This is a genomic window from Mesorhizobium sp. M0904, from assembly GCF_040319475.1.
Classification (GTDB): Bacteria; Pseudomonadota; Alphaproteobacteria; order Rhizobiales; family Rhizobiaceae; genus Mesorhizobium.
This window is the reverse complement of the sequence record NZ_JAMYOC010000023.1, coordinates 91,809-114,516: the sequence shown is the minus strand read 5'-3', so window position 1 is coordinate 114,516 and position 22,708 is coordinate 91,809. Positions and strand designations below refer to the sequence as shown.

The following is a 22,708-nucleotide window of genomic DNA, read 5'->3' as shown; positions in this document are numbered from 1 at the left end:
ATCGCCAATGGCTGGCCAAACAGCGCTATCGAGGCGCTCATGCCTTGGAACTACCATCGCTGAACGGCATCAGCTACCCGCTTACGTTTGATCACTGAGCCGGGGCAGGTGCTGGTGCCGGGGCCGGGGCTGGCGCAGGAGCCGGCGCGGGTGCAGGCTCTGCCGGAGCGGGAGCCGGAGCGGGTGTTGCCGGAGCTGGCGCAGGAGCCGGTTCGGCTGGTTTCATCGGCTCGGCGGGCGCTGGGGCCGGAGCTGGTGTGCTGGCTGCGGGCGGTTCGGCAGGCGCAGGTGCCTCGCTACGTCTTCCAAAAACATAATAGGCGACAATTGCCAGGATAACGACGACCAGGGCAATCAGCCAGCCGCTGCCGCCGCCGCTTGGCCGTGCGGAGCCCGGCGAGGTGAATGGGTCGTTCGGATTGGGTGTGTTCGCCATAAAAGTGTCCTCCGTGGATGAAAAACATCAAGTAATAGCCATCAACGTACAATCGTTGAATCAGTTTCACATTAGGCGTTGAAAACGCCGAAAACAGGGCAATTCTGATCCGGAATCGCTTGCAGGCATGCATTTCCACCGCAAAATGGGTTCGGTCGAGCCAAAGCGAACCTTTTTCAGTTTCTTGACACGAAGCGCGGCTGGTCCGCCGTCGCGCCACGAGCAGGGGTTGACCCAGGCTTGGCGATGATTCGGTGTGCAACTCCGCCGTGTTGTTCAGTTGACGGCAGTCACAGTATAGCCGGTCTTGCGGAAACCCTCGACCAAGCCTTGCGCTCCGGGAAGGTGCATGGCGCCGACCGCCATGAAGACATTGCCGTGGGCGAGGATCGGCGCTGCACGATCAACCATCACCCTGTTGCGGCTGGTGATCATGGTCTGCTCGAATTCGGCGTAACCCGATTGGTCGTCGACCTGTTCGGGGACGACAGCCCGAAACAGCGGTACGTACATGCCAGTGTCGCCACGGCGGTAAAGCACGATCATGGTTTCGTTGACGTCGTTCACCTTGTCGCCAAGCTTCAGCGTATCGACCAGACCCTTCAGGTGAAAGGCGATCGGTAGCGAAGCCATGGCGCGCAGCTGGTCGGCGATTGTCTCCAGCCCCTCGACTGATTTGCCCGCAGCCTCGGCGTCCTTGGCAAGCTTGACGTCGAGCACCGGCGCGCCGCCAGCCTGGCGGGCGACTTCGCATGCTGGTAGCGCCACCATCGCCGACAGCAACCAAGGTTTCATCTTGGCGACGGTCGCTGGCGGGATGCCACGCGCGTCGAGCGCCTTGTCGACCACCGCCGCGTCCTCCGGCGACAGCAGCGACGAAAGCGTCGTCTTGTCGGTGAACATCATCAGATCCGGCTCTTTCAGCAATGCTGCCATCATCTTCTGCTTGTCGAGCACTTCGGTGGTCTCAATGACGACGGTGCCAGCTGCATCGAATGCCTTCTGCGCGGCGGGTGGCAGCGTGGTGACGCGCGGGTCGGTAAGGTGCATGGTGCCGAACAGGAAGGACGGTTTTTCGCCCGATTTTTCCAGCTTCCACAGCAAGCCTTTGCCGTTCGGTGTTGCTGCCGCGTCCGCCTCGATCTTGCGGTAGCCAGCCGGGTCGTTCTTTTGCAGCGCGCTCAGCATATCGGTACCGGTGCAGGCCGGGGCCTCGGCGCGTGCCTTGCCCGCGGCGAGCAGCGCGATGATGAGGAAGGAGAGGAAAAACAGGGCGTTGAGCGCGACGAGCAGCTTCAGCGACACTTGGGTCGCGCGGTCGGCGATGGCGATGAGGCGTTTCATGCTGCGCTTGTAGGCGCAAAAAGCGGCAAAACGGTTAATCAGCGCATCAAAATTGTTGCGAGATCGTCACCTATTCAAGCGTCCATCACGCACGAGGATGAGCTGCTTCGTAAATCTCGAGCAGCCTCGCGGTGTCGACGCCGGTGTATATCTGGGTTGTCGACAGGCTGGCGTGGCCGAGCAACTCCTGGATGGTGCGCAGGTCGCCGCCGCGCCCAAGCAGATGCGTGGCGAAAGAATGGCGCAGCGCATGCGGCGTCGCGGTGTCGGGCAGGTTGAGCGCCGAGCGCAGCTTGGCCATGTCGCGCTGAACGATCGCCGGGTTGAGCGGGCCGCCGCGGGCACCGCGAAACAGCAAGCCCTTGGGATCGAGATGCCAGGGGCAGAGGCGGCGGTATTCGGCAATCGCCCGCAGCGCTACCGGCAGCACCGGCACCAGCCGCGTCTTGCCGCCCTTGCCGGTGACGCGCAGCACAGTATCACCAGGTGAGGACAGATCGGCGCCCGACAGGCCGAGCGCCTCGGAGATCCGCAAGCCGGACCCATAGAGCAGAGTCAGCACGGCGGCATTGCGGGCGGCAATCCACGGCTCCTCCGCCAGCTGGCCTTCCACCGAGACGACGTGCTTTGCATCGCTTGCGGTCAGCGGCTTGGGCAGCGATTTCGGCTGCCGCGGCGCGCGCAAGGCTGCCGCACCTGCCGCATTGGCGAGGCCGCGCCGTTCCAGGAAACGCAGCAGCGAGCGGATGCCGGCCAGCCCGCGCCCGAGCGTGCGGGCGCCGGCGCCCTCGGCACGGCGGGCAGCGAGAAAGCCCCGCAGATCGGCCGGGCGCAGATCGGCGATGTCGGAAATACCGGGCGAGCCGCCGCAATGGCTGGTCAGGAAATGCAGGAACTGGCGCGTGTCGCGCTCATAGGCCTCGACGGTTTCGGGCGACAGCCGGCGTTCGCGCGCCAGCATCTTCAGCCAGGCCTCGCGCGCCGCCTGAAGATCGGGTTTTGCCGTTATGAGGAATTCCTGCATTGCGCTCTTCCAGTTCCCGCCATCTTCCGGCATGCGGGTTAGTAAGCGGTGAAGAGCGGCATCATTGAAATGACGATGGGCTGGGGTTAGAGCAAGGCAAAGGATTTTCCGCAGATGAGCAAACCGCAAAACCCCGTCCAGATGGCCGTGATCGGTGCCGCGCACGGCATCAAGGGCGAATTGCGCGTCAAGAGCTTTACCGGCGACCCGCTGGCGCTGGCCGATTACGGTCCGCTCTACGCCAGGGATGGCCGCGCCTTCCAGATCGTCGACATCAGGCCTGCCAACACCGTCGTGGTGGTGCGCTTCAAAGGCGTCAACGATCGCAATGCCGCCGAGGCGCTTGCCGGCACCGAATTGTTCGTCGACCGTTCGGTGTTGCCTGATGAGGGCGAAGAGAACGAATTCTACCACGCCGATCTCGTCGGGCTGGAGGTCAAGGACGACACCGGTGCCATTATCGGCAAGGTCGTCGCCGTGCATAATTTTGGCGGCGGCGACATTCTCGACGTGACGCTGGCGGGGCGCAAAGGCGTGCTTATCCCGTTCACGCAGGCCGCTGTTCCGGAAGTGTCGATCGCCGGCGGCTTTGTCCGCATCGATCCGGCTGCGGCAGGGTTGGTCGAGGACGAGGACGGAGAACCTGCCGAGCGCGACAGCTTCGACCCCAAGGGCCGGCCGCGCGGGCCGAGGGACGCCGGAGGCAACCGGTGAGTTTTTCGGCTTCGGTGCTGACGCTCTATCCCGAGATGTTTCCCGGCGCGCTTGGCCTGTCGCTGGCCGGCCGCGCGCTCGAGACCGGCATTTGGTCGCTCGAAACGATCCAGATCCGCGACTTTGCCCGCGATCGTCACCGGACCGTGGACGACACGCCGGCCGGCGGCGGCGCCGGCATGGTGATGCGGGCAGACGTGCTGGCCAGCGCTATCGACCATGCCTCGCCGGCAGGCGATCCACGTCCGCGCCTGCTGATGAGCCCTCGCGGCAAGCCGCTGACACAGCGCCGTGTGCGTGAGCTCGCCGCCGGGCCGGGTGCGGTGATCGTCTGCGGCCGCTTCGAAGGCGTCGACCAGCGGGTCATCGAATCGCGAGGCCTCGAGGAAGTCTCGATCGGCGATTTCATCCTGTCCGGGGGCGAGCCGGCGGCACTCGTGCTGCTCGACGCCGTGGTGCGCCTGCTGCCCGGCGTGATGGGCAATGCGGTATCGGGCGAGGAAGAGAGCTTTGAAAACGGCCTGCTCGAACATCCGCATTATACGCGGCCGCAGGAATTCGAGGGCCGGCCGATTCCCGAAGTGTTGATTTCGGGCAATCACAGCAAGATCGCGGCGTGGCGGCGGGCCGAAGCGGAGAGGCTGACGAAGGAGCGACGGCCGGATCTTTTAGCCGCTCAGCCCTTATCGAAATAGTAGAAGGCCAGGAACAGGCCGACGGCAATGACGAAGCCGCGCACCGCGTTCTGCGGCACGCGCCTGGCGATCCAGACGCCGGCATAGCCGCCGAGCGCGCCACCCGGGATCATGATGATCGCCTGCAGCCAGGCGATGACGCCGCCGGAGACGAAGACCAGGATGGCAACCGCAGCGATGACCACGGCCAGCATGTTCTTCAATGCGTTCAGCCGATGATAATCGCCGGACTGGGTGAGACCGAGCGTCGCCAGCATCATGACGCCCATGCCGGCGCCGAAGAAGCCGCCATAGACGGCGGTGGCGAACTGCGCCAGCGACCCGACCAGCGAACCCACGGCGGCTTCATGCTCCGGCTTGGGCGCCGGCTTCAGCCAAGGCCCGGCAGCGAACAACGCTGTTGCCGCCAGCAGCAGCCACGGCACCAAGGCGCGGAACGACGGGTTGTCGAGGCTTAGAAGGATGAGCGCGCCAGACAGCGCACCGAGAGCCGAAATGAGGCTGAGCAGCAGTGCGCCGCGCCAGAAATGCTTGATGTCGTGCCAATAGGCCAGCGTCGAGGTGATATAGCCAGGAAATTGCGTCACCGACGATGTCGCGTTGGCGACGATCGGCGGCAGGCCGGCCAGGGTCATGGCGCCAAAGGTTATGAACGTGCCGCCGCCGGCAACGGCGTTGACCGCGCCTGATAGAAAGCCGGCGAGAAAGAGCAGGACCGCGTCCAAGATTGGCATGAGGGGTGTCGTCGCTGGAGGAAAAATGCTTATCTTCCGGCTTAGAAAGCTTGACGCGCGGGCGCAACCCCCTGGACCACAAGCGATCACGGGATTGCCACAGCGGCGCCAGCCAAAAAGAAGCAGCGCCAAAAAAGAGCCAGCGAAGGCGTGACAAAGCGCCGAAATAGCTGTATGTGCGCGCCGAACCGGAAGAAAATTCTCCCGGACCCGTCAACAGTGACGGTGTAGTCGCCCCTGCCCGATGTTCTCGAACAGAAGTTCTCGAACGAAGGGCATAGCCGAGCGGTCGATGCGACTGCAAGGCGAGTGTCGGACGCTCTGACTGTCGGAAGAACAAGAAGTGGATTATTGAGATGGACATCCTCCGTCAGCTCGAGGCCGAGCAGGCCGCCAAGATCGAAGCCAAGCGCAAGCTTCCCGAATTCCAGCCCGGCGACACCGTGCGCGTTCAGGTCCGCGTGACCGAAGGCACCCGCACCCGCGTCCAGGCCTATGAGGGCGTCGTCATCGCCCGCGCCGGCGCCGGCTTCCAGGAAAATTTCACCGTCCGCAAGATCTCCTACGGCGAAGGCGTGGAGCGGGTGTTCCCGGTCTATTCGCCGATGGTCGAGGGCGTCGAGATCGTGCGCCGCGGCAAGGTGCGTCGCGCCAAGCTGTACTATCTGCGTGACCGTCGCGGCAAGTCGGCGCGTATTTCGGAAAACACCGGCGTGCGCGCCCGCAAGCTCAACGATGAAGAGCGCGATGCGCTGAACGCCGACAAGGCGCGCATCGAGGCCGAGAAGGTGGCCGCCGCGCAGGCGCTGGCCGCCGAGAAGGCCGCGCAGGACGCCGCCGAGAAGAAGGCCGCCGACGAGGCCGCCAAGGCCGCGGAAGCAGCTGCCGCCGAATAAGACGTCGTCAAAACCCATGGTTTCGGAAAGGCGGCTTCGGCCGCCTTTTTGTTGTGCGAGGTGGATTCGATTTTGCCGGTCCGCAATCGATACGGATCGTTCCGTAATGCCGCCATTGAAAGCATCGGAAACTCATTTTCGTGCCGAGCGGCGCATCGGAGCGGCTTGCAAGGCGCCTGCGGAAAGCTAAAGTCGGCGCCGGATTTCCTGCATGCCTCGGTCGATCGAGGCGGTTCAGTTCTTGGGGAGCGTGTCATGACCAAATCGAAACTGCTGCTGGCCGGCCTGCTGGCTTGCCTTCTCGTGCCCATCGCGGCCCTGGCGCAGGCGCTGCCCGATCTTGGCGGCAGGAAAGTGGTGGTGGTGACCGAAAACGCCTATCCGCCGCTGCAGTTTATCGATGCCAAGACCGGTAAGCAGATCGGTTGGGAATATGACGCGATGAACGAGATCGCCAAACGGCTGAACTTCAAGGTCGAGTACCAGAACACCTCGTGGGACGCGATGATCCAGGCGGTTTCCGACAACCAATACAACATCGGCATGACCGGCATCACCATCAAGGACGACCGCAAGCAGAAGGTCGATTTCTCCGATCCCTATATGCGCTCGGAACAGTTCATGCTGGTGCGCGGCGACGAGAAACGCTTCACCGATGCCAAGACGTTCGCTGCCTTCAAGGACGGGCTGATCGGTGCGCAGGCCGGCACTACGCCGTTCTACACCGCCGTCTACAGCGTGCTCGACGGCAATGAGCAGAACCCGCGCATAAAGCTGTTCGAGACATTCGGCGCGACGGTGCAGGCGCTGAAGGCCGGCGACGTCGATGTCGTGCTCACCGACGGCACTGCCGGCAAGGGCTATGTCGATGCGTCCAATGGCGGGCTGAAGCTGATCGGCGGGCCGCTCGGCACCGAGGATTTCGGCTTCATCTTCCCCAAGGGCTCCGACCTGGTGAAGCCGGTCAATGCGGCGATCGCCGCGCTCAAGGCCGACGGCACGCTCGACGCGCTCAACAAGAAGTGGTTCCTCGACTACAAGATGGGGCAGTAGGCCCGCTTGTTGCGCGCATTTCATGACGATTGTGCGCGGGAACTCGCGCTGACTCTGCGCTCGTACACCCTCCTCTGGCCTACCGGCCATCTCCCCCGCAAGGGGGAAGATCGGATTTCGCATCGGTTTTCGCTAATTTTCAGTGTTGCAGAACCGGCGGCGAGGTCAAAGCTGCCGATCTCCCCCCTTGAGAGGGAGATGGCCGGCAGGCCAGAGGGGGGTGTGACAGAACGCTGCCTTCGTGACTCTGTCACCGGTACCGCTTGATGCCGTCGCCGCCTCTCGCCTCGGCCAAATCCGACTTCCCGTGGTGGCTTGCCGTGGCCGTGGCGATCGCCTTGGCCGCCGCCGTCTTCATCGTTGCCAGCGACCTCTATGCCCAGGTCTTCGTAACCGTCGCCAAGGGCATCGGCGTCACCATCTTCGTCACCGTGGTCGCCTTCGCGCTGGCTTGCGCGATCGGGCTCGGCGTCGCGCTGATGGGCCTGTCGGGCTCACGCTGGCTCAGCCAGATCGCCCGCTTCTACGTCGAGATCATCCGCGGCGTACCGATGCTGGTGCTGTTGTTCTGGATCGCCTTTGCCGGCGCGCCGGCCTTCGTCGCGGCGTGGAACGCGCTGACGGCGCCGCTGCAAAGCGCCGGCCTCTTCGGTGAGCTGCTGGTACGCGACGTCTCGCTTTTATGGCGCGCCGTCATGGCGCTGACCATCGGCTATTCCGCCTTCATCTCGGAGGTGTTCCGCGCCGGCATCCAGGCGGTCGAGAAGGGCCAGATCGAGGCGGCGAAGGCGCTCGGGCTGACGCGCACGCAGCGCTTCCGGCTGGTCGTCTTTCCGCAGGCGATCCGCACCATCCTGCCGCCGCTCGGCAATGATTTCGTCGCCATGGTCAAGGATTCCTCGCTGGTCTCGGTGCTCGGCGTCGCCGACATCACCCAGATGGGCAAGATCTACGCCGCCGGCTCGTTCCGCTTCTTCGAAACCTATTCGATCGTCGCCTATATCTATCTCATCCTGACCGTTGGCCTGTCGCTGGCCATGCGGGCGCTGGAGAAGCGGCTGCGCCACCAGCATGGGGAATAGAAGGCAGGCGAAAACGGCGCTACCATCGAGCCGACGCGACCGGGGAGGACCGATGATCATCGACAAGGCCAATGCGGCGCTTGAAGCGGTCTACACGGCCGACACGCCTGAGGCGCTCGCCAAGGCCTATGCGCAATGGGCCGCGACCTATGATGGCGAAACCGCGGCGCTCGGCTATCTCCTGCCGTTCCTGATCACCGCCTGGGTGGCGCGCTACGTGCCGCCGGGCGAAGGACCGCTGCTCGACGCCGGCTGCGGCACCGGCCTGTCGGGGCCGTCGCTCAAGGCGCTCGGCTACCACGACATTGCCGGGCTCGACCTGTCGCAGGACATGCTGAAAATCGCCGGCAGCCGGCAGGCCTACAGCGAGCTGAAACAGGCGATGCTCGGCGGGCCATTGCTCTGGCCGGACGGCTATTTCCGCGCCTTTTTCTCGACCGGCGTGTTCACCATCAGCCACGCGCCGGCGTCGGGCCTGCATGAGCTGGTGCGCATCACCCGGAAGGGCGGCCACGCCATCTTTACGGTCCGTGACCAAGTGTTTGAAAGCAGCGGGTTCAAGGCCGTGTTTGGCGAACTGGAGCAGGCGAAAAAATGGCGGCCGGTCGAGGAGAGCCCATGGTTCCGCTGCTATGCGATCGCCGAGCCTGAGGCCTTGGTGAAGACGTTTGTGTTCGAGGTGCTGTGAAGCGCCTGCGAAGGCAGACGCGATTGCTGAAAAGCCAAAACATTGATATGAGCAGCGCCATGGAAGAGCTTTTTGGCGATCCGGCCTATAAAGGTTTCGTGCTGCAGGACAGGAAACGCCTGCCGTCGCGATTTTCTGCGCGCGTCTGCGGGGCGCTGACCAGCCGACTTCGCTAGGGCGGACTCGCCAGGCTGTTTCGCCGGCCGACCGGCGTCCCTTTCCCTTTTTAAATCGACGGATTTACGCACATGAGCGCACCGCGCACCCTCTACGACAAGATTTTCGACGACCATGTCGTCGACCGCCAGGACGACGGCACCTGCCTGCTCTATATCGACCGCCACCTCGTCCACGAAGTCACCAGCCCGCAGGCGTTCGAAGGCCTGCGCATGACCGGCCGCAAGGTTCGGCATCCGGAAAAGACGCTGGCTGTCGTCGACCACAACGTGTCGACTTCGCCGGAGCGAAAGTTCGGCATCAAGAACGAGGAAAGCCGCATCCAGGTCGAAGCGCTGGCCAAAAACGCCAAGGATTTCGGTATCGAATATTATTCCGAGAAGGATATCCGCCAGGGCATCGTCCACATCATCGGTCCCGAGCAGGGCTTCACGCTGCCCGGCATGACCATCGTCTGCGGCGACAGCCATACCTCGACGCATGGCGCGTTCGGGGCCCTGGCGCACGGCATCGGCACCTCGGAAGTCGAGCATGTGCTGGCGACGCAGACGCTGATCCAGCGCAAGGCCAAGAACATGCTGGTGCGCGTCGACGGCGCACTGCCGGAAGGCGTCACCGCCAAGGACATCATCCTCGCCATCATCGGCGAGATCGGCACAGCCGGGGGCACCGGCTATGTCATCGAATATGCCGGCGAGGCAATCCGTGCGCTGTCGATGGAAGGCCGCATGACGATCTGCAACATGTCGATCGAAGCCGGCGCGCGCGCCGGCCTGATCGCGCCGGACGAGACCACCTTCGCCTATGTCAAGGACAAGCCGCGCGCCCCCAAGGGCGAAGCCTGGGATGCCGCGCTCGCCTATTGGAAGACGCTGCAGTCCGACGAAGGCGCGCATTTCGACAAGGTCGTCGTGCTCGACGCGGCAAAGCTGCCGCCGATCGTCTCCTGGGGCTCCTCGCCCGAAGACGTTGTCTCGGTTCAAGGCATCGTGCCGAACCCAGACGACATCACTGATGAGAACAAGCGCACGTCCAAGCAGCGTGCACTCGACTATATGGGCCTGATACCGGGCACCAAGATCACCGATATCGAACTTGACCGCGTCTTCATCGGCTCCTGCACCAATGGCCGCATCGAGGATCTGCGCGCCGCCGCCAAGGTGATCGAAGGCAAGAAGGTCAATCCGCGGGTCAGCGCGATGATCGTGCCGGGCTCCGGCCTGGTCAAGGAACAAGCCGAGGCCGAAGGCCTCGACAAGATCTTTGTCGCGGCCGGCTTCGACTGGCGCGAGCCGGGCTGCTCGATGTGCCTTGCCATGAACGACGACCGGCTGAAGCCGCATGAGCGCTGCGCCTCGACCTCGAACCGCAATTTCGAAGGGCGCCAAGGCTTCAAGGGCCGCACCCATCTGGTGTCGCCGGCAATGGCGGCGGCGGCGGCAATTGCCGGCCATTTCGTCGACATCCGCGAGTGGAAATAGCGCAGGGCGCGCCCTGTCGGATATGAGTGCCCGAGCCGCAATGCGGTTCGGGCATTCTTCAGCCGGGCCGCCTGACGAATTCGTGAAATCCCTCACGTCGGCCGGGTTGGTCCTTTGCAACGATCAGCGCCAGTTGGCGCTCGTCGAAGAGTTCGAACCATTCATCCCATTCGACCAGTTCATAGCCGCCGGCGTTGGCCGGACGTTCGGGCTCATCCTGGTCCTGATAGGCGTGCTGGCCGAAGACCAGCCTCAGCATGGGCTGCGTTCCCGCTTCGGGCGACACGTCGACGATCGCCGGAAAGCCGGCGCGCGCCGCCGCCCATGAGCGAATTGCATCGTGATCGGTCAACATGATCGTGTCGGCCATCGGAGCGTCTCCTGGTTGCCGTCGTGAAACGCCGCTCGCCGTTCGCGGTTCCGCCCAGCGGCTGCGTCGACGCACCTGTCGTATATTCGCTTTCGCTTAACCGCTTGTTTGGGCTTCCGCTCTAACGTCTCCTGAGGGAAGCGAGGGGAAATTACAGCGCTTGGACACCGGCCTGCTCATAGCGCTGCTCAATCCAGGCATCGCCCTTACACTCGGCACTGCATTTCTCGTGCTGTGGTTCTATCAGCGTCACCGTCCCTATCTGGCCGTGCTGGCGGCGGGCTACTCGGCCTCGGCCGCAGGCTTCCTGCTCCAGTATTTCACGCTGCCTGTCGGTATGGCGCCCACCAAGCTCATCTCGATCCTGTGCTTCACCTTTGCCACTTGCTGTCTCGCCGGCGCGGTCATTGCGCGCTATGGGCGGCGCGTGCCTTACACGGCGGTCGGCATTCTGGCCTGCGGCGGACTGGCCGCGTTCTCGTGGTTTCTTTTTGCCCGGCCGGATCTCACCTGGCGCATCCTTGCCATCAATTTCAGCTTCGGCGGCATCAGCCTGGTTGTCGCCGCCGAGTTGCGCGCGGTGCGCAACAACGGCCCGACAGAAATGGTCCTGTTCGTGCTGTCGCTGCTTTCCGGCATGAACTTCCTGGCGCGGACCCTTGCCGTCGTCATCGCGCATGGGCCGTTCACCAGCTATGAAGGGCTTTACACCTCGTCCTATTGGACGACGGCGCTGCTGTCGCATGCATTGCTGTCGCTGCTTATTGCACTTTGCCTGTTCGGCGCCGCCGCGCTCGATGTGATGAAGGCCCTGAAGACCGAAACCCTGACAGACCCGCTGTCGGGCCTGCTCAACCGCCGCGGCTTCGAGGAGCGCGCCACGCTGGTGCTGCAGCACTGTGCCACGGCCCGATTGCCGGTTACGCTGGTGCTGGCCGATCTCGATCATTTCAAGGCACTCAACGATCAGCATGGCCACGCGGCCGGCGATCGCGTCATCGTCGATTTCGCCGCCAAGCTTCTGTCGGCTGCAGGTACGCGCGGCGTTGCCGGCCGCATCGGCGGCGAAGAGTTCGCCGTGCTGTTGCCGCTCAGCGACCTTGGCGCGGCAAGACTGTATGCCGAAACCGTTCGCACGCTCTATTCGGCGGGCCGAATCGACGGGCTTCCGCCCGAGACAAGAGTGACCGCGAGCTTCGGCGTGGCCGCCCGCACCAGCGACGAAGGGCTGGACCCGCTGATGCGCCGCGCCGACGAAGCGCTCTACAAAGCCAAGAGGAATGGCCGCGACAGCGTGTGCCTGTCCTATCAGCGGCCTGAAACGGTCGTCCTTCCCAATCGGACCAGTGCTGGCTGAGCGTCAGCGGCGGCTTCGAATTAACGTCTTTTTCGCGCGTTGGTGATCTGCTGTTCGGGGGGAGTGCCAAAACGCCATGGGCAGCGCTAATTTCATCCTGCTGATCAACCTGTTCGTTGCCGGGCTGCTGGCGGCGGCCTTCATGACGATCGCGGTCTATGACGCCGGCCGGGTGTCGGCGCGCTGGCTGGCGTTCGGCTATGTGCTCGGCATGGCTTATTTCGCGATCGAGTTCAGCATTCCTGCCTTCGACAATGCGCGCCCCGTAGTTGTCGCCGCCTTTGCCGCTTTCCTTGCTGCTACCATCGCCTTCAATGGCGGGCTTGCCCATAAATACCGCGTTTCGCCGCCTTGGCCGCCGATGCTGCTCTTCCTGGTCTTCGCCACCCTCGCGGTCTACTTCGTCCAGGATCTGCCACGCCAATCCTTTGTGCGAATGGCGGCCTACCAGCTTCCCTATGCGGCCATGCAATTCACCGGGCTGGCGATCGTCTTGTCGTCCAGGCAAAGACGCGAGCGGCTCGACTATATGCTGATGGCTGTCCTGGCGGCCAGCACCTTGCAATTCGCCAGCAAACCCTTCATCGCCCATGCGCTTGGGGGCTGGGGCGCCAACCCGCAATCTTATGCGCAGACCAGCTATGCGTTGGTGTCGCAGTCTGTCGGCACCGTGTTCGGCCTGGCGCTTGCGCTGGTGACATTGGCTATCCTGGTCCGCGACGTGCTCGCCGAGGTGACGTCGAAATCGGAAACCGACACGCTTTCGCGGCTGCTCAACCGTGGCGGCTTCGAGCGCCATGCCGAGATCGCACTGCGCGACGCCATGCGGCGCGCCGTTCCAGCGGCACTGGTCATTGCCGATCTCGACCATTTCAAGCGCATCAACGATACTTACGGCCACGCGTCGGGCGATCGGGTCATCGAGGCCTTTGCCGGTTTCCTCCGCGATGCCGCGGCCGACCATCATGTCGCCGGACGCATCGGCGGCGAGGAATTCGCTATTTTCCTGCCGGGGACCAATCTAGCCGCCGCCCGGCTCTTTGCCGAGGGCACGCGCAGCGCCTTCGGTTCCACGCCGATCGACTGCCTGCCCGCAAATCACCGCTGCAGCGCCAGCTTCGGCGTTGCAGAGCTTGGTCCGGGCGAAAGCTTTTCCGACCTGCTGCGGCGCGCCGACAAAGCGCTCTATCAGGCGAAGGGCAGCGGCCGCGATTGCGTGCGTGTCTCGGTGGGGCCGGCTGTTGCCCTGCCGGCGCCGTCAACCAAGGGCGGCGTGGCCGTCAGCGGCAGGGGCTGAGCTCCGGCATCTCGCCGTCGGAGAGACCATACATATAGCTGCGGCCCTTGACGAAAACCGGTGGCCTGTAGCAGTCGCCGCCGCGGACATCGTCCGATTCGTTTTCGTAGATCACGTCGGGCTGGCCGGCGCCGGTGTAGTCGGACAACTCCTTGGCCAGCTTGCCCTCGCCAACGAGGATACGCTTGTAGCCGGCGGCGCTGTCGATGACGAGATTGCCGAAGGAATCGGCATAGACGCGGTCATGATGGCGCGTCCCGGCGAATGCCGGTGCGACGACGCCGACGGCGAGCGCCGCCAATAGGAACCAGGGAAGGCGCGGTCCTGCTGAATTCGAATGCATGGCGTGCTGCTCCATTGCTGAGAGGCAAGCCTCCTCGAATCAGAAATTAACCTTTTATTAACCTTTGTTAAGAGGGCAACCGCAGCCGGGGCGAGGTCTCGGAAAATATGGTTAATACCCGATCGCCCACCGGCCATCATTCGGCCATGCCTTGTTCCCACCATCACCGGCATCGGGCGCGACTTAAAAAGCATGAAAATCCGGGGGGCTCGATGCGCGGGGGAAAGCAGCATGAGATTACACCGCAGGTTTCGGGTGGCGCTGGCCATTCCGCCGCTACTGGCTGCCGCCGCCTGCGCGCCGCAGACCAGCGCGCCCAAGCTTGGCAATACGGCCGCCGCTTCCGTGTCGCTTGCTCCCGCCGCCAGCGAACCGACGGCACCGCAGCCGCGCATTGCTACTTACAACTGCGCCGACGGTAGCGTGATGACCATCGAGAATCTTGGCACGTCGGTGCGCGTGCTCGGCCAGGACGGCACCAGCGCCGAGCTGCCGGCCTCACCGGCCAATCAGACCAGCCGTTACGGCGAGGCGCATGGCGCAATCGTGATCGACGGGCGTGACGCGCTGGTAATGAAGGGCGGTGCCTCACCGCTGGCCTGCAAGCGCTGATCCGCCCCCTTGTGGCAGCCATTTTTTGCAGTGCAGCGACATTGTGCCGGTTCAAGGCGACAGTCCTAATCGATTGAAGCTGAAAGCGCCGCTTTCATCAGACTAAATTACGTTTTCGAAACGGTTTTCCGGCTTTGACGCGGTGCAAAAAGAGCATTAGAAACCGGCTGTCCGAAGTCGCAACCGGAAGCGGCAATGCCGCATTCCCACCTGAGGCTCCAGAGACGCCGAACTGGGGGAGCCATGAGCAAATCACCAGCCACCCGCGAATTTGCCAGACGTGAACGGCCGCTTTCGCCGCACCTGACCGTCTATCGGCCGCCGATCACCATGACGATGTCGATCGTCCACCGCATCACCGGCGGGGCGCTCTATTTCGGCACGCTGCTGGTCGCGCTGTGGCTGATGGCGGCGGCGAGTTCGGAGGCGACCTTCAATGCCGTCAACTGGGCCTTCGGCTCGTGGCTGGGACGGCTGGTGCTGTTCGGCTACAGCTGGGCGCTGATGCACCACATGCTGGGCGGTGTGCGCCATCTGATCTGGGACACTGGGGCAGGGCTGGAAAAGCATACGGCGTCGAGGATCGCCTGGGCGACGCTGGCCGGCTCGGTCACGCTGACGCTGCTGATCTGGATCGCCGGCTACATGGCGCGGGGGAGCCTGACATGAGCGGCAAAAACACCGACATGCGTACGCCGCTGGCCAAGGTCCGCGGCCTCGGTTCCGCCCGCGAGGGCACCGGCCATTTCTGGCGCCAGCGGCTGACGGCGATCTCCAACATCCCGCTGGTCCTGTTCTTCGTGGGTTTCCTGATCGCACTCAACGGTGCCAGCTATATCGAGGTGCGCGCCGCACTTGCCAATCCATTCGTGGCACTGGTGCTGGCGCTGGTCCTGCTGTCGGTGCTCTACCACATGCGGCTCGGCATGCAGGCAATCATCGAAGACTATGTGCATGGCGAAGGCGCCAGGCTGGCGCTGCTCGCCCTCAACACATTCTTTCCCGTAGTCGTCGGCGTCGCTTCGGTCTTCGCCCTGCTTAAACTGGCATTTGGAGGCTGAGTTTTGGCCAAGGACGCGAAGAACGCCAACACGGCTTCCGCCTATAGCTATGTCGACCACAAATTCGACGTCGTGGTCGTCGGCGCCGGCGGCGCCGGCCTGCGGGCCACGCTCGGCATGGCCGAGCAGGGCCTGCGCACCGCCTGCATCACCAAGGTGTTCCCGACGCGCTCGCATACGGTTGCGGCGCAGGGCGGCATTGCCGCCTCGCTCGCCAATATGGGTCCCGACAACTGGCAGTGGCATCTCTTCGACACCGTCAAAGGCTCGGATTGGCTGGGCGACACCGACGCGCAGGAATACATGGTGCGCGAAGCGCCGGCTGCGGTCTACGAGCTCGAGCATTACGGCGTCCCCTTCAGCCGCACCGAGGACGGGAAAATCTACCAGCGGCCGTTCGGCGGCATGATGATGAATTTCGGCGAGGGGCCGCCGGTGCAGCGCACCTGCGCGGCCGCCGACCGCACCGGCCACGCCATGCTGCACACGCTCTACGGCCAGTCGCTGAAGCACAATGCGCAGTTCTTCATCGAGTATTTCGCGCTCGACCTGATCATGGAGCCGGACGGCACCTGCACCGGCGTCGTCGCCTGGAACCTCGACGACGGCACCATCCACCGCTTTTCGGCGAAAATGGTGGTGCTGGCGACCGGCGGCTATGGTCGCGCCTATTTCTCGGCCACCTCCGCGCATACCTGCACCGGCGATGGCGGCGGCATGGCCGCACGCGCAGGGCTGCCGCTGCAGGACATGGAGTTCGTGCAGTTCCACCCGACCGGCATCTACGGCGCCGGCTGCCTGATCACCGAGGGCGCGCGCGGCGAGGGCGGCTATCTCGTCAATTCCGAGGGCGAGCGCTTCATGGAACGCTACGCGCCGTCAGCCAAGGATCTGGCTTCGCGCGACGTGGTCTCGCGCTGTATGACGCTGGAGATCAGGGAGGGCCGCGGCGTCGGCCCGAAGAAGGATCACATCTTCCTGCATCTCGACCATCTCGACCCGGCCGTTCTGCACGAGAGGCTCCCGGGTATTTCGGAATCGGCAAAGATCTTTGCCGGCGTCGACCTGACCAAGGAGCCGATCCCGGTGCTGCCGACGGTCCATTACAATATGGGCGGCGTGCCGACCAATTACTGGGGCGAAGTGCTCAACCCTACTGCCTTGAACCCGGACCAGGTGTCGCCCGGGCTGATGGCGGTCGGCGAGGCCGGCTGCGCCTCGGTGCACGGCGCCAACCGGCTGGGCTCGAACTCGCTGATCGACCTGGTGGTGTTCGGCCGTGCGGCGGCGATCCGGGCCGGCCAGGTGATCGACCGGACATCGGCGATCCCTTCGCCCAACGAGGCCGCCGTCGAAAAGATCATGGACCGCTTCGACCGGCTGCGTCACGCCAACGGCTCGACGCCGACAGCGGTTTTGCGCGAAAAGATGCAGAAGGCGATGCAGGAGGACGCGGCGGTGTTCCGCACCCAGGAATCGCTGGAAAGCGGCTGCAGGCGCATTTCGCAGCTTTGGGGCGAGCTCAAGGACGTCAAGGTGTTCGACCGCTCGATGATCTGGAACTCCGACCTGGTCGAGACGCTGGAGCTGGAAAATCTGATGGCCAACGCCATCACCACCGTCTACGGCGCCGAGGCGCGCAAGGAAAGCCGCGGCGCGCACGCGCGGGAGGACTTTTCGGCCCGCGACGACGCCAACTGGCGCAAGCATACGCTGGCCCGGCTCAACGAGGCCGGCGAGGTGGCGCTCAGCTACCGGCCGGTGCACACCGAGACGCTGCTCAAGGAGGCAGACGGCGGCATCAATCCGGCCAAGATTGCGCCGAAGGCGAGAGTGTATTGAAGATGGCGCTGGCGACAGCTGGATATTCCGGCACGCCCCTTCCAGCCAAGCTCGGCCTGAAGGACGGGATGATTGCCGCCTTCGTCGCCTTGCCGGCCGAGCTGGACGACCTTGCCGAAGCCGTGGACTTTGCCGAGCTCGACCGGCTGGCCAACTGGTCGGCGATTTCGGGCGTTCATGAGAAATACGATGCCGTGCACGCTTTCACCCGGCAGCGTGTCGAGATCGAGGACCGTCTTGGCGACATCGAAGCGGCGATCAAGCGGGACGGCATGGTCTGGGTGTCATGGCCAAAGAAGGCATCGAAAGTGCCGACCGACGTCACCGAGGACATTATCCGCACAGAGGCGCTGAAGCTCGACCTCGTCGACGTCAAGGTCGCCGCCGTGAACGAGATCTGGTCCGGGCTGAAGCTCGTCATCCGAAAGGACCTGAGGTAATGGTCGAACTCACGCTTCCGAAAAACTCGAAGATAATGGCCGGAAAAACCTGGCCGAAGCCGGAGGGTGCGACCAATCTGCGCGAATACCGCATCTACCGCTGGTCGCCCGACGATGACGAGAACCCGCGCATGGATACGTATTTCGTCGACATGGACGATTGCGGGCCGATGGTGCTCGACGCGCTGCTCTGGATCAAGAACAAGATCGACCCGACGCTGACGCTGCGCCGCTCCTGCCGCGAAGGCATTTGCGGCTCCTGCGCCATGAACATCGACGGATCGAACACGCTGGCCTGCACCAAGGGCTGCGACGACATTTCCGGTGCGATCAAGGTCTATCCGCTGCCGCACATGCAAGTGGTCAAGGACCTGGTGCCCGACCTCACCAATTTCTACGCCCAACACGCCTCGATCGAGCCGTGGCTGAAGACGGTGTCGCCCGAGCCGGCCAAGGAATGGCTGCAAAGCCATGAGGACCGCGAAAAGCTCGACGGGCTCTACGAGTGCATATTGTGCGCCTGCTGCTCGACCTCCTGCCCGAGCTACTGGTGGAACGGCGATCGCTATCTCGGCCCGGCGACGCTGCTGCAGGCCTATCGCTGGCTGATCGATTCCAGGGACGAGGCGACGGGCGAGCGGCTCGACAATCTCGAAGACCCGTTCCGGCTCTATCGCTGCCACACGATCATGAACTGCGCCCAGACCTGCCCCAAGGGGCTCAACCCGGCCAAGGCGATCGCCGAGATCAAGAAGATGATGGTGGAGCGACGGGTATAGGGGGCGGGCGGGTTGCAGCCGAGATCGTCTCGTCCGTAGCGATCCTTCGCGCCCCCCTCTGTCCTGCCGGACATCTCCCCCGCAAGGGGGGAGATTGGCCGTCATCTTGGCTTTCGCTAATCTCCACCATTGCAAGAATGGACGCACAGCGTTGAAGCTGCCGATCTCCCCCCTTGCGGGGGAGATGTCCGGCAGGACAGAGGGGGGTGCTGTCCCTCCGGCCTCAGAAGGATAGCCGATCCAATGACCGACTCCGACCTTCCCATCCTCTCTCCCATCGAAGCGCGCGTCCTCGGCTGCCTGATCGAGAAGAAGGAACTGACGCCGGACGTCTATCCGCTGACGCTCAATGCAGCACATGCGGCGGCCAACCAGAAAACGGCGCGCGAGCCGGTAATGTCGGTCGAGGTTGGCGAAGTCAGAAGGGCGCTTGGCCAGCTCGAGCAGAAGGGCCTCGTCAGGCAGGTGTTCGCGTCGCGCGTCGAGCGCTATGAGCATGTCGTGGCACAGCGCTTTTCCCTGACCTCGGCGCAGATCGCGCTGCTCGGCCTGTTGTTGCTGCGCGGCCCGCAGACGGCCTATGAATTGCTGGCGCGAAGCGAGCGCCTGGCGCGGTTGCCGTCGATCGACGAGCTTCGCGGCAATCTCGATCTGCTGATCGGCCGAAGGCCGCCACTGGTGCAGCAGATCGATCGCGGCCCAGGCCAGCGCGAGGATCGCTATGTCCATCTGCTCAGCGGGCCGGTGCAGCTGTCGACTGCAGCAGCGCCCTTGCAATCGTCCTCGCCGGCCTCGGATCTGGAGACGCGCGTACAGGCCCTCGAGGAGGAGGTCGCGGCATTGCGCGCCCGCCTGGATGCGCTGACCGGCGAAGGCACTACATAGTCACTCGAACGTCGGCGATCCTTCGCGCCCCCCTCTGCCCTGCCGGGCATCTCCCCCTCAAGGGGGGAGATTGCGCTGTCATCTCCACTTTCGCCAATCACCAAGGTTGAAGGACGAGAGCCGTCGCCAAAACTGCCAATCTCCCCCCTTGAGGGGGAGATGCCCGGCAGGGCAGAGGGGGCGCGAAGGATCGCCGACGTTCGTTTGGCGGCTCACCCGAGTCTGGCGTCGAGCGATACCTTGATGGCGCCGAGCGCCTTCGAGACCGGGCATCCGCCCTTGGCTTTTTCGGCTAGTTCCTGGAATTTGGCGGCATCGATGCCCGGTACCTTGCCGACCAGCGTGATCGCGCTGCCGGTGATGCCGGTGCCGGGGACCAGTGTCACCACGGCCTTGGCGTCGAGCTCGGTAGCCGGAGTGCCGTTCTCGGCAAGAAGATGCGCAAGTTGCATGGCAAAGCAGCCGGCATGGGCGGCGGCGATCAGCTCTTCCGGGTTGGTGCCGGATTTGCCGCTCTCGTCCTCGAAACGCATCTTGGCAGAATAGGGCGTGCCTTTCAGCGTCCCGCTCTGGGTATCGAGCGTGCCTTTGCCTTCCTTGAAACTGCCTTTCCAAACGGCGTTGGCGGTGCGGTCCATCAATTCCTCCTTGATTGTCGTGATTGAGCCCGTAGTCGGCGTCCGGTCGACTATAGCGCGCGCCGGAGCGAAGGCCACCCACGCTTTCGTATCGGCGGCAGCGTGACACACCATGTTCGAGCGAAAAAAATTCGAAAAAATACGCGTGCAAAAATGTCGACTTCCATCTGTCCCGGCCGTCCTGCGGGCGGCCATGGAATTGGTGGCCGGATGGAGGACCACATGAACAATCTGTTTTCTGCTCACTGGACAAGCACCGGCCACATGGCCGGTGAACAACAAGCCGACTGGTCGCGCCTGCGGCCTTCCGGCTTCGGCCGACTGCTTGCGGCGATTGCCATCATCGGCATTACGGTGTCCTTTCTCGACTATGCAGCGGCCAAAGGCCCAGCTGACGTGTCCGTCGCCTCGCCCTACGGTCCAACCCAGGAATGGAGGTAAAGATGAGATACGTTTGCCTGGTCTATGGTGAAGAAAAAGATCTCTACGCAATGACGCCTGCGAGGCTGGCCAAGCTCGACGCCGATTCGCTGGCCTATGACAGGTCGGTGGCGCAAAGCGGCCGCCTGATCATCGCGCAGGCGCTGCAATCGGTGAAGACATCGAAGACCGTGCGCCGGCGCCAGGGCAAGCGGCTGGTCACTGACGGCCCCTTCGCCGAGACCAAGGAGCAGCTGCTCGGTTTCGTCATGATCGAGGCCGGGGATCTCGACGAGGCGCTGGAGATCGCCGGCGGAATCCCGCTGGCCGAAATCGGCACGATCGAGGTGCGGGCGATCTACAACGTACCGGGGTCGTAGGGATGTCCCGATAAGATCCTTGGCAAAGTGATGGCGGCCGATGACTGGCGCAGGCTTTCGTTTTCTTCGATCGATGCAACTTTTGCGTGTTGAAGCGAAGCAATACTTCTTCTATCGTCGCCCGAGATTGGGGATCTTGGGGTATGCATATATTGATTGCTGCAATCGGCCTGCTGGGGGCAGCGGCGTTCTGGTGGTACCGGCTGAAGATCATGAACGACGCGGCGCGTGAGGTTGCCGACGTCGTTGGCCGCGTCCAGGGCAATATTCGCCGCAAGAAGCTGCGCACGCAGGCGGCGCTCTCGCCGCTGACGGCGATCGACGATCCGGTCGTCGCCGCCGCGACGCTGATCACCGCGATTGTTTCCGAGCATGGTCCTGTGCTGCCGCAACGCGAAGCCGCCATTCGATCGGTGATCTCGGAGATCGCCGACAAAAAGCAGACCGATGAAGCCGTGATCTACGCCAAATGGGCGGCATCGCAAATCGACGACGCCACGGTCGTCATCGACAAGCTGGCACCGTTCCTGCGCGAACGGCTCGACGCAGCTGAAAGGAACGATCTGCTGCGAATGGTCAGCCGTGCGGCGGAAGCTGGTGGACAAAACCTGCCGATTCCCGACCAGCGCATGCTCCGGCTGCGCCAGAAGCTAGGCTTTGAGGTCAACTGACCGAACGCCAGTAAAACGCGCGCGCTTGCCGGGCCTAGATCGCCTCGCCCTTCAACAGTTTCGGCGTGTCGCCGGACAGACCCGACGCCTGGCGGATGAAGAACCCCTTCAGCCGCGGCATGCGCTCGACAAGGCCGAGGCCGATGTCGCGCAAAGTGCGCAGCGGGCCGAAATCGTTGGAAAACAGCCGGTTCAGCACATCGGTGGTGATGCCCATCTGCACCGTGTCGAAACGCCGCCATTGCTGGTAGCGCTCAAGCACGTCCAGCGCGCCGATGTCCTGGCCGAGCCGGTCGGCCTCGACCACCACTTCGGCTAGCGCCGCCACGTCCTTGAAGCCGAGATTCAGACCCTGGCCGGCGATCGGGTGGATGCCGTGGGCGGCGTCGCCGGCCAAGGCGATGCGCGGCGCGACGAAGGCGCGCGCAATGATCAGCCCAAGCGGCCAGGCACGCGGCTTGTCGGCGATATGGATTTCGCCGAGTTTCAGGCCAAAGCGCTGCTCGAGCTCATATTCCAGGACCAGGGTGTCGCCACTGACCAGCTTGTCGGCATCGTGCGACCGTTCGACCCAGACGATCGACGAGCGGTTGGTGCCGTCCTTGCCCGGCTTGAGCGGCAGCGTGGCAAACGGGCCTGCGGGAAGGAAATGCTCTTCGGCGCGGCCGTTGTGCGGCCGCTCATGCGCCACCGTGCAGACGATGCCGGACTGGCCATACTCCCATTTCACCGTCTTGATGCCGGCCATGTCGCGCAGCTTCGAGTTGACGCCGTCGGCGGCGACCAGCAGCCGCGCCTTCAGCGTCGCGCCGTCGGCAAGATGCATGGTTATGCCGGCGCCGTTGATGTCGAAGGCGCTGACGGCGACGCCTTCGATGATGCCGACGCCGAGTTGTTCGGCGCGCCGGCGCAAGGCGCCGTTCAAATCCTTGTTGGCGACCATATGCGCGAAGGGTTCGCCGGGCGCGACCTCGCCATCGAAAGTGAGGAACACCGGGCGGACCGGATCGGATGTGCGCGAATCAGTGACGATCATTTCGGTGATCGCCTGCGCCTCCGGCGCGATCTCGTTCCAGACGCCGAGCTGGTCGAGCATGCGGCACGCGGCGGCGGCAATCGCCGAGGCGCGGCCGTCCTTCCGCCAGACGCCGGCGGGTGCTGCATCGACGACGGCAACGGCAAGGCTCGGCCGCGCCTGCTTCAGCGATACGGCGGCGGCCAGGCCGACATAGCCGGCGCCGGCGACGAGAACGTCGAGCGAATTCTTGCTGTCCACCATGGCAATTCCT

Annotated in this window: 27 protein-coding genes; 20 read left to right on the top strand and 7 right to left on the bottom strand. The window is 63.9% G+C overall.

The window, feature by feature from the left end:
• Positions 1 to 712 precede the first annotated feature (712 nt).
• Both NKH80_RS23335 and NKH80_RS23330 read right to left on the bottom strand, forming a co-directional pair.
• On the bottom strand, positions 713 to 1,780 hold the full coding sequence (locus tag NKH80_RS23335; protein ID WP_352701248.1) for a TraB/GumN family protein: 1,068 nt from the start codon (positions 1,778 to 1,780) through the stop codon (positions 713 to 715).
• 85 nt (positions 1,781 to 1,865) lie between these two features.
• Entirely contained in the window at positions 1,866 to 2,804 is a 939-nt protein-coding gene (locus NKH80_RS23330; RefSeq protein ID WP_352993693.1) for a tyrosine recombinase XerC, read from the bottom strand.
• Positions 2,805 to 2,918: 114 nt separating this feature from the next.
• On the opposite strand from NKH80_RS23330, the gene rimM reads away from it, so the two are divergent.
• Positions 2,919 to 3,518: a ribosome maturation factor RimM gene (gene rimM / locus NKH80_RS23325; protein WP_352993691.1), complete on the top strand. Its 600-nt coding sequence runs from the start codon at positions 2,919 to 2,921 to the stop codon at positions 3,516 to 3,518.
• A complete protein-coding gene (trmD, locus tag NKH80_RS23320) occupies positions 3,515 to 4,213 on the top strand; it encodes a tRNA (guanosine(37)-N1)-methyltransferase TrmD (protein ID WP_352701251.1) in 699 nt (232 codons plus the stop codon). Before rimM ends, trmD begins: the two co-directional genes overlap by 4 nt.
• On the opposite strand, the gene NKH80_RS23315 is transcribed toward trmD, so the two are convergent.
• Complete coding sequence (locus tag NKH80_RS23315) at positions 4,195 to 4,947, bottom strand: sulfite exporter TauE/SafE family protein (RefSeq protein WP_352993689.1); 753 nt, start codon at positions 4,945 to 4,947, stop codon at positions 4,195 to 4,197. The genes trmD and NKH80_RS23315 overlap by 19 nt on opposite strands.
• A 356-nt stretch (positions 4,948 to 5,303) precedes the next feature.
• Here NKH80_RS23315 and rplS point away from each other — a divergent pair, with 356 nt between their 5' ends.
• From rplS to leuC, 6 genes are all read left to right on the top strand, one after another.
• Positions 5,304 to 5,843, top strand: a complete 540-nt coding sequence (gene rplS, locus NKH80_RS23310; protein WP_352993687.1) for a 50S ribosomal protein L19 — start codon at positions 5,304 to 5,306, stop codon at positions 5,841 to 5,843.
• Positions 5,844 to 6,098: 255 nt separating this feature from the next.
• Positions 6,099 to 6,896, top strand: a complete 798-nt coding sequence (locus NKH80_RS23305; protein ID WP_254817834.1) for a transporter substrate-binding domain-containing protein — start codon at positions 6,099 to 6,101, stop codon at positions 6,894 to 6,896.
• 266 nt (positions 6,897 to 7,162) lie between these two features.
• The gene (locus NKH80_RS23300; RefSeq protein WP_352479648.1) at positions 7,163 to 7,978 is read left to right on the top strand and encodes an amino acid ABC transporter permease; all 816 of its coding nucleotides are present in this window, start codon (positions 7,163 to 7,165) and stop codon (positions 7,976 to 7,978) included.
• Between the two features lie 52 nt (positions 7,979 to 8,030).
• Positions 8,031 to 8,666, top strand: a complete 636-nt coding sequence (locus tag NKH80_RS23295; RefSeq protein ID WP_352993685.1) for a class I SAM-dependent DNA methyltransferase — start codon at positions 8,031 to 8,033, stop codon at positions 8,664 to 8,666.
• A 23-nt stretch (positions 8,667 to 8,689) separates the two neighbouring features.
• On the top strand, positions 8,690 to 8,842 hold the full coding sequence (locus tag NKH80_RS23290; protein WP_352993726.1) for a hypothetical protein: 153 nt from the start codon (positions 8,690 to 8,692) through the stop codon (positions 8,840 to 8,842).
• A 72-nt stretch (positions 8,843 to 8,914) separates the two neighbouring features.
• On the top strand, positions 8,915 to 10,324 hold the full coding sequence (leuC, locus tag NKH80_RS23285) for a 3-isopropylmalate dehydratase large subunit (protein WP_352993683.1): 1,410 nt from the start codon (positions 8,915 to 8,917) through the stop codon (positions 10,322 to 10,324).
• Positions 10,325 to 10,382: 58 nt separating this feature from the next.
• Here the strand turns inward: leuC and NKH80_RS23280 are convergent, their stop codons facing one another.
• The gene (locus tag NKH80_RS23280) at positions 10,383 to 10,694 is read right to left on the bottom strand and encodes a hypothetical protein (protein WP_352993681.1); all 312 of its coding nucleotides are present in this window, start codon (positions 10,692 to 10,694) and stop codon (positions 10,383 to 10,385) included.
• 160 nt (positions 10,695 to 10,854) lie between these two features.
• On the opposite strand from NKH80_RS23280, the gene NKH80_RS23275 reads away from it, so the two are divergent.
• Both NKH80_RS23275 and NKH80_RS23270 read left to right on the top strand, forming a co-directional pair.
• A complete protein-coding gene (locus tag NKH80_RS23275; RefSeq protein WP_352993679.1) occupies positions 10,855 to 12,051 on the top strand; it encodes a GGDEF domain-containing protein in 1,197 nt (398 codons plus the stop codon).
• 76 nt (positions 12,052 to 12,127) lie between these two features.
• Complete coding sequence (locus NKH80_RS23270) at positions 12,128 to 13,348, top strand: GGDEF domain-containing protein (RefSeq protein WP_352738336.1); 1,221 nt, start codon at positions 12,128 to 12,130, stop codon at positions 13,346 to 13,348.
• On the opposite strand, the gene NKH80_RS23265 is transcribed toward NKH80_RS23270, so the two are convergent.
• Positions 13,332 to 13,691, bottom strand: a complete 360-nt coding sequence (locus tag NKH80_RS23265; RefSeq protein ID WP_352649381.1) for a hypothetical protein — start codon at positions 13,689 to 13,691, stop codon at positions 13,332 to 13,334. The genes NKH80_RS23270 and NKH80_RS23265 overlap by 17 nt on opposite strands.
• Positions 13,692 to 13,922: 231 nt before the next feature.
• Between NKH80_RS23265 and NKH80_RS23260 the strand changes: the two genes are divergently transcribed.
• The 7 genes from NKH80_RS23260 (at position 13,923) to NKH80_RS23230 (ending at position 19,310) form a co-directional block, all read left to right on the top strand.
• Entirely contained in the window at positions 13,923 to 14,303 is a 381-nt protein-coding gene (locus tag NKH80_RS23260) for a hypothetical protein (RefSeq protein WP_352649382.1), read from the top strand.
• Positions 14,304 to 14,546: 243 nt separating this feature from the next.
• The gene (sdhC, locus tag NKH80_RS23255; RefSeq protein ID WP_352479640.1) at positions 14,547 to 14,972 is read left to right on the top strand and encodes a succinate dehydrogenase, cytochrome b556 subunit; all 426 of its coding nucleotides are present in this window, start codon (positions 14,547 to 14,549) and stop codon (positions 14,970 to 14,972) included.
• Positions 14,969 to 15,364: a succinate dehydrogenase, hydrophobic membrane anchor protein gene (gene sdhD, locus NKH80_RS23250; RefSeq protein WP_352508952.1), complete on the top strand. Its 396-nt coding sequence runs from the start codon at positions 14,969 to 14,971 to the stop codon at positions 15,362 to 15,364. Before sdhC ends, sdhD begins: the two co-directional genes overlap by 4 nt.
• A gap of 3 nt (positions 15,365 to 15,367) precedes the next feature.
• Positions 15,368 to 17,206, top strand: a complete 1,839-nt coding sequence (gene sdhA / locus NKH80_RS23245) for a succinate dehydrogenase flavoprotein subunit (RefSeq protein ID WP_254817824.1) — start codon at positions 15,368 to 15,370, stop codon at positions 17,204 to 17,206.
• Between the two features lie 2 nt (positions 17,207 to 17,208).
• A complete protein-coding gene (locus NKH80_RS23240) occupies positions 17,209 to 17,646 on the top strand; it encodes a DUF3052 family protein (protein ID WP_352508972.1) in 438 nt (145 codons plus the stop codon).
• Positions 17,646 to 18,425, top strand: a complete 780-nt coding sequence (locus tag NKH80_RS23235) for a succinate dehydrogenase iron-sulfur subunit (RefSeq protein ID WP_352508950.1) — start codon at positions 17,646 to 17,648, stop codon at positions 18,423 to 18,425. Before NKH80_RS23240 ends, NKH80_RS23235 begins: the two co-directional genes overlap by 1 nt.
• A gap of 243 nt (positions 18,426 to 18,668) precedes the next feature.
• Positions 18,669 to 19,310, top strand: coding sequence for a YceH family protein (locus tag NKH80_RS23230; protein WP_352738331.1), 642 nt, complete (start codon positions 18,669 to 18,671; stop codon positions 19,308 to 19,310).
• A gap of 212 nt (positions 19,311 to 19,522) precedes the next feature.
• Here the strand turns inward: NKH80_RS23230 and NKH80_RS23225 are convergent, their stop codons facing one another.
• Entirely contained in the window at positions 19,523 to 19,948 is a 426-nt protein-coding gene (locus NKH80_RS23225; protein ID WP_254817821.1) for an OsmC family protein, read from the bottom strand.
• A 222-nt stretch (positions 19,949 to 20,170) separates the two neighbouring features.
• Here NKH80_RS23225 and NKH80_RS23220 point away from each other — a divergent pair, with 222 nt between their 5' ends.
• From NKH80_RS23220 to NKH80_RS23210, 3 genes are all read left to right on the top strand, one after another.
• Positions 20,171 to 20,389, top strand: a complete 219-nt coding sequence (locus NKH80_RS23220) for a hypothetical protein (protein WP_352993675.1) — start codon at positions 20,171 to 20,173, stop codon at positions 20,387 to 20,389.
• A gap of 2 nt (positions 20,390 to 20,391) precedes the next feature.
• A complete protein-coding gene (locus NKH80_RS23215) occupies positions 20,392 to 20,748 on the top strand; it encodes a YciI family protein (protein WP_352479974.1) in 357 nt (118 codons plus the stop codon).
• A gap of 143 nt (positions 20,749 to 20,891) precedes the next feature.
• Positions 20,892 to 21,419 (top strand): hypothetical protein, encoded by a 528-nt coding sequence (locus NKH80_RS23210; protein WP_352691681.1) that lies wholly within the window; start codon positions 20,892 to 20,894, stop codon positions 21,417 to 21,419.
• Between the two features lie 34 nt (positions 21,420 to 21,453).
• On the opposite strand, the gene NKH80_RS23205 is transcribed toward NKH80_RS23210, so the two are convergent.
• Positions 21,454 to 22,698, bottom strand: coding sequence for a ubiquinone biosynthesis hydroxylase (locus NKH80_RS23205; RefSeq protein WP_352993724.1), 1,245 nt, complete (start codon positions 22,696 to 22,698; stop codon positions 21,454 to 21,456).
• Positions 22,699 to 22,708: the final 10 nt, after the last annotated feature.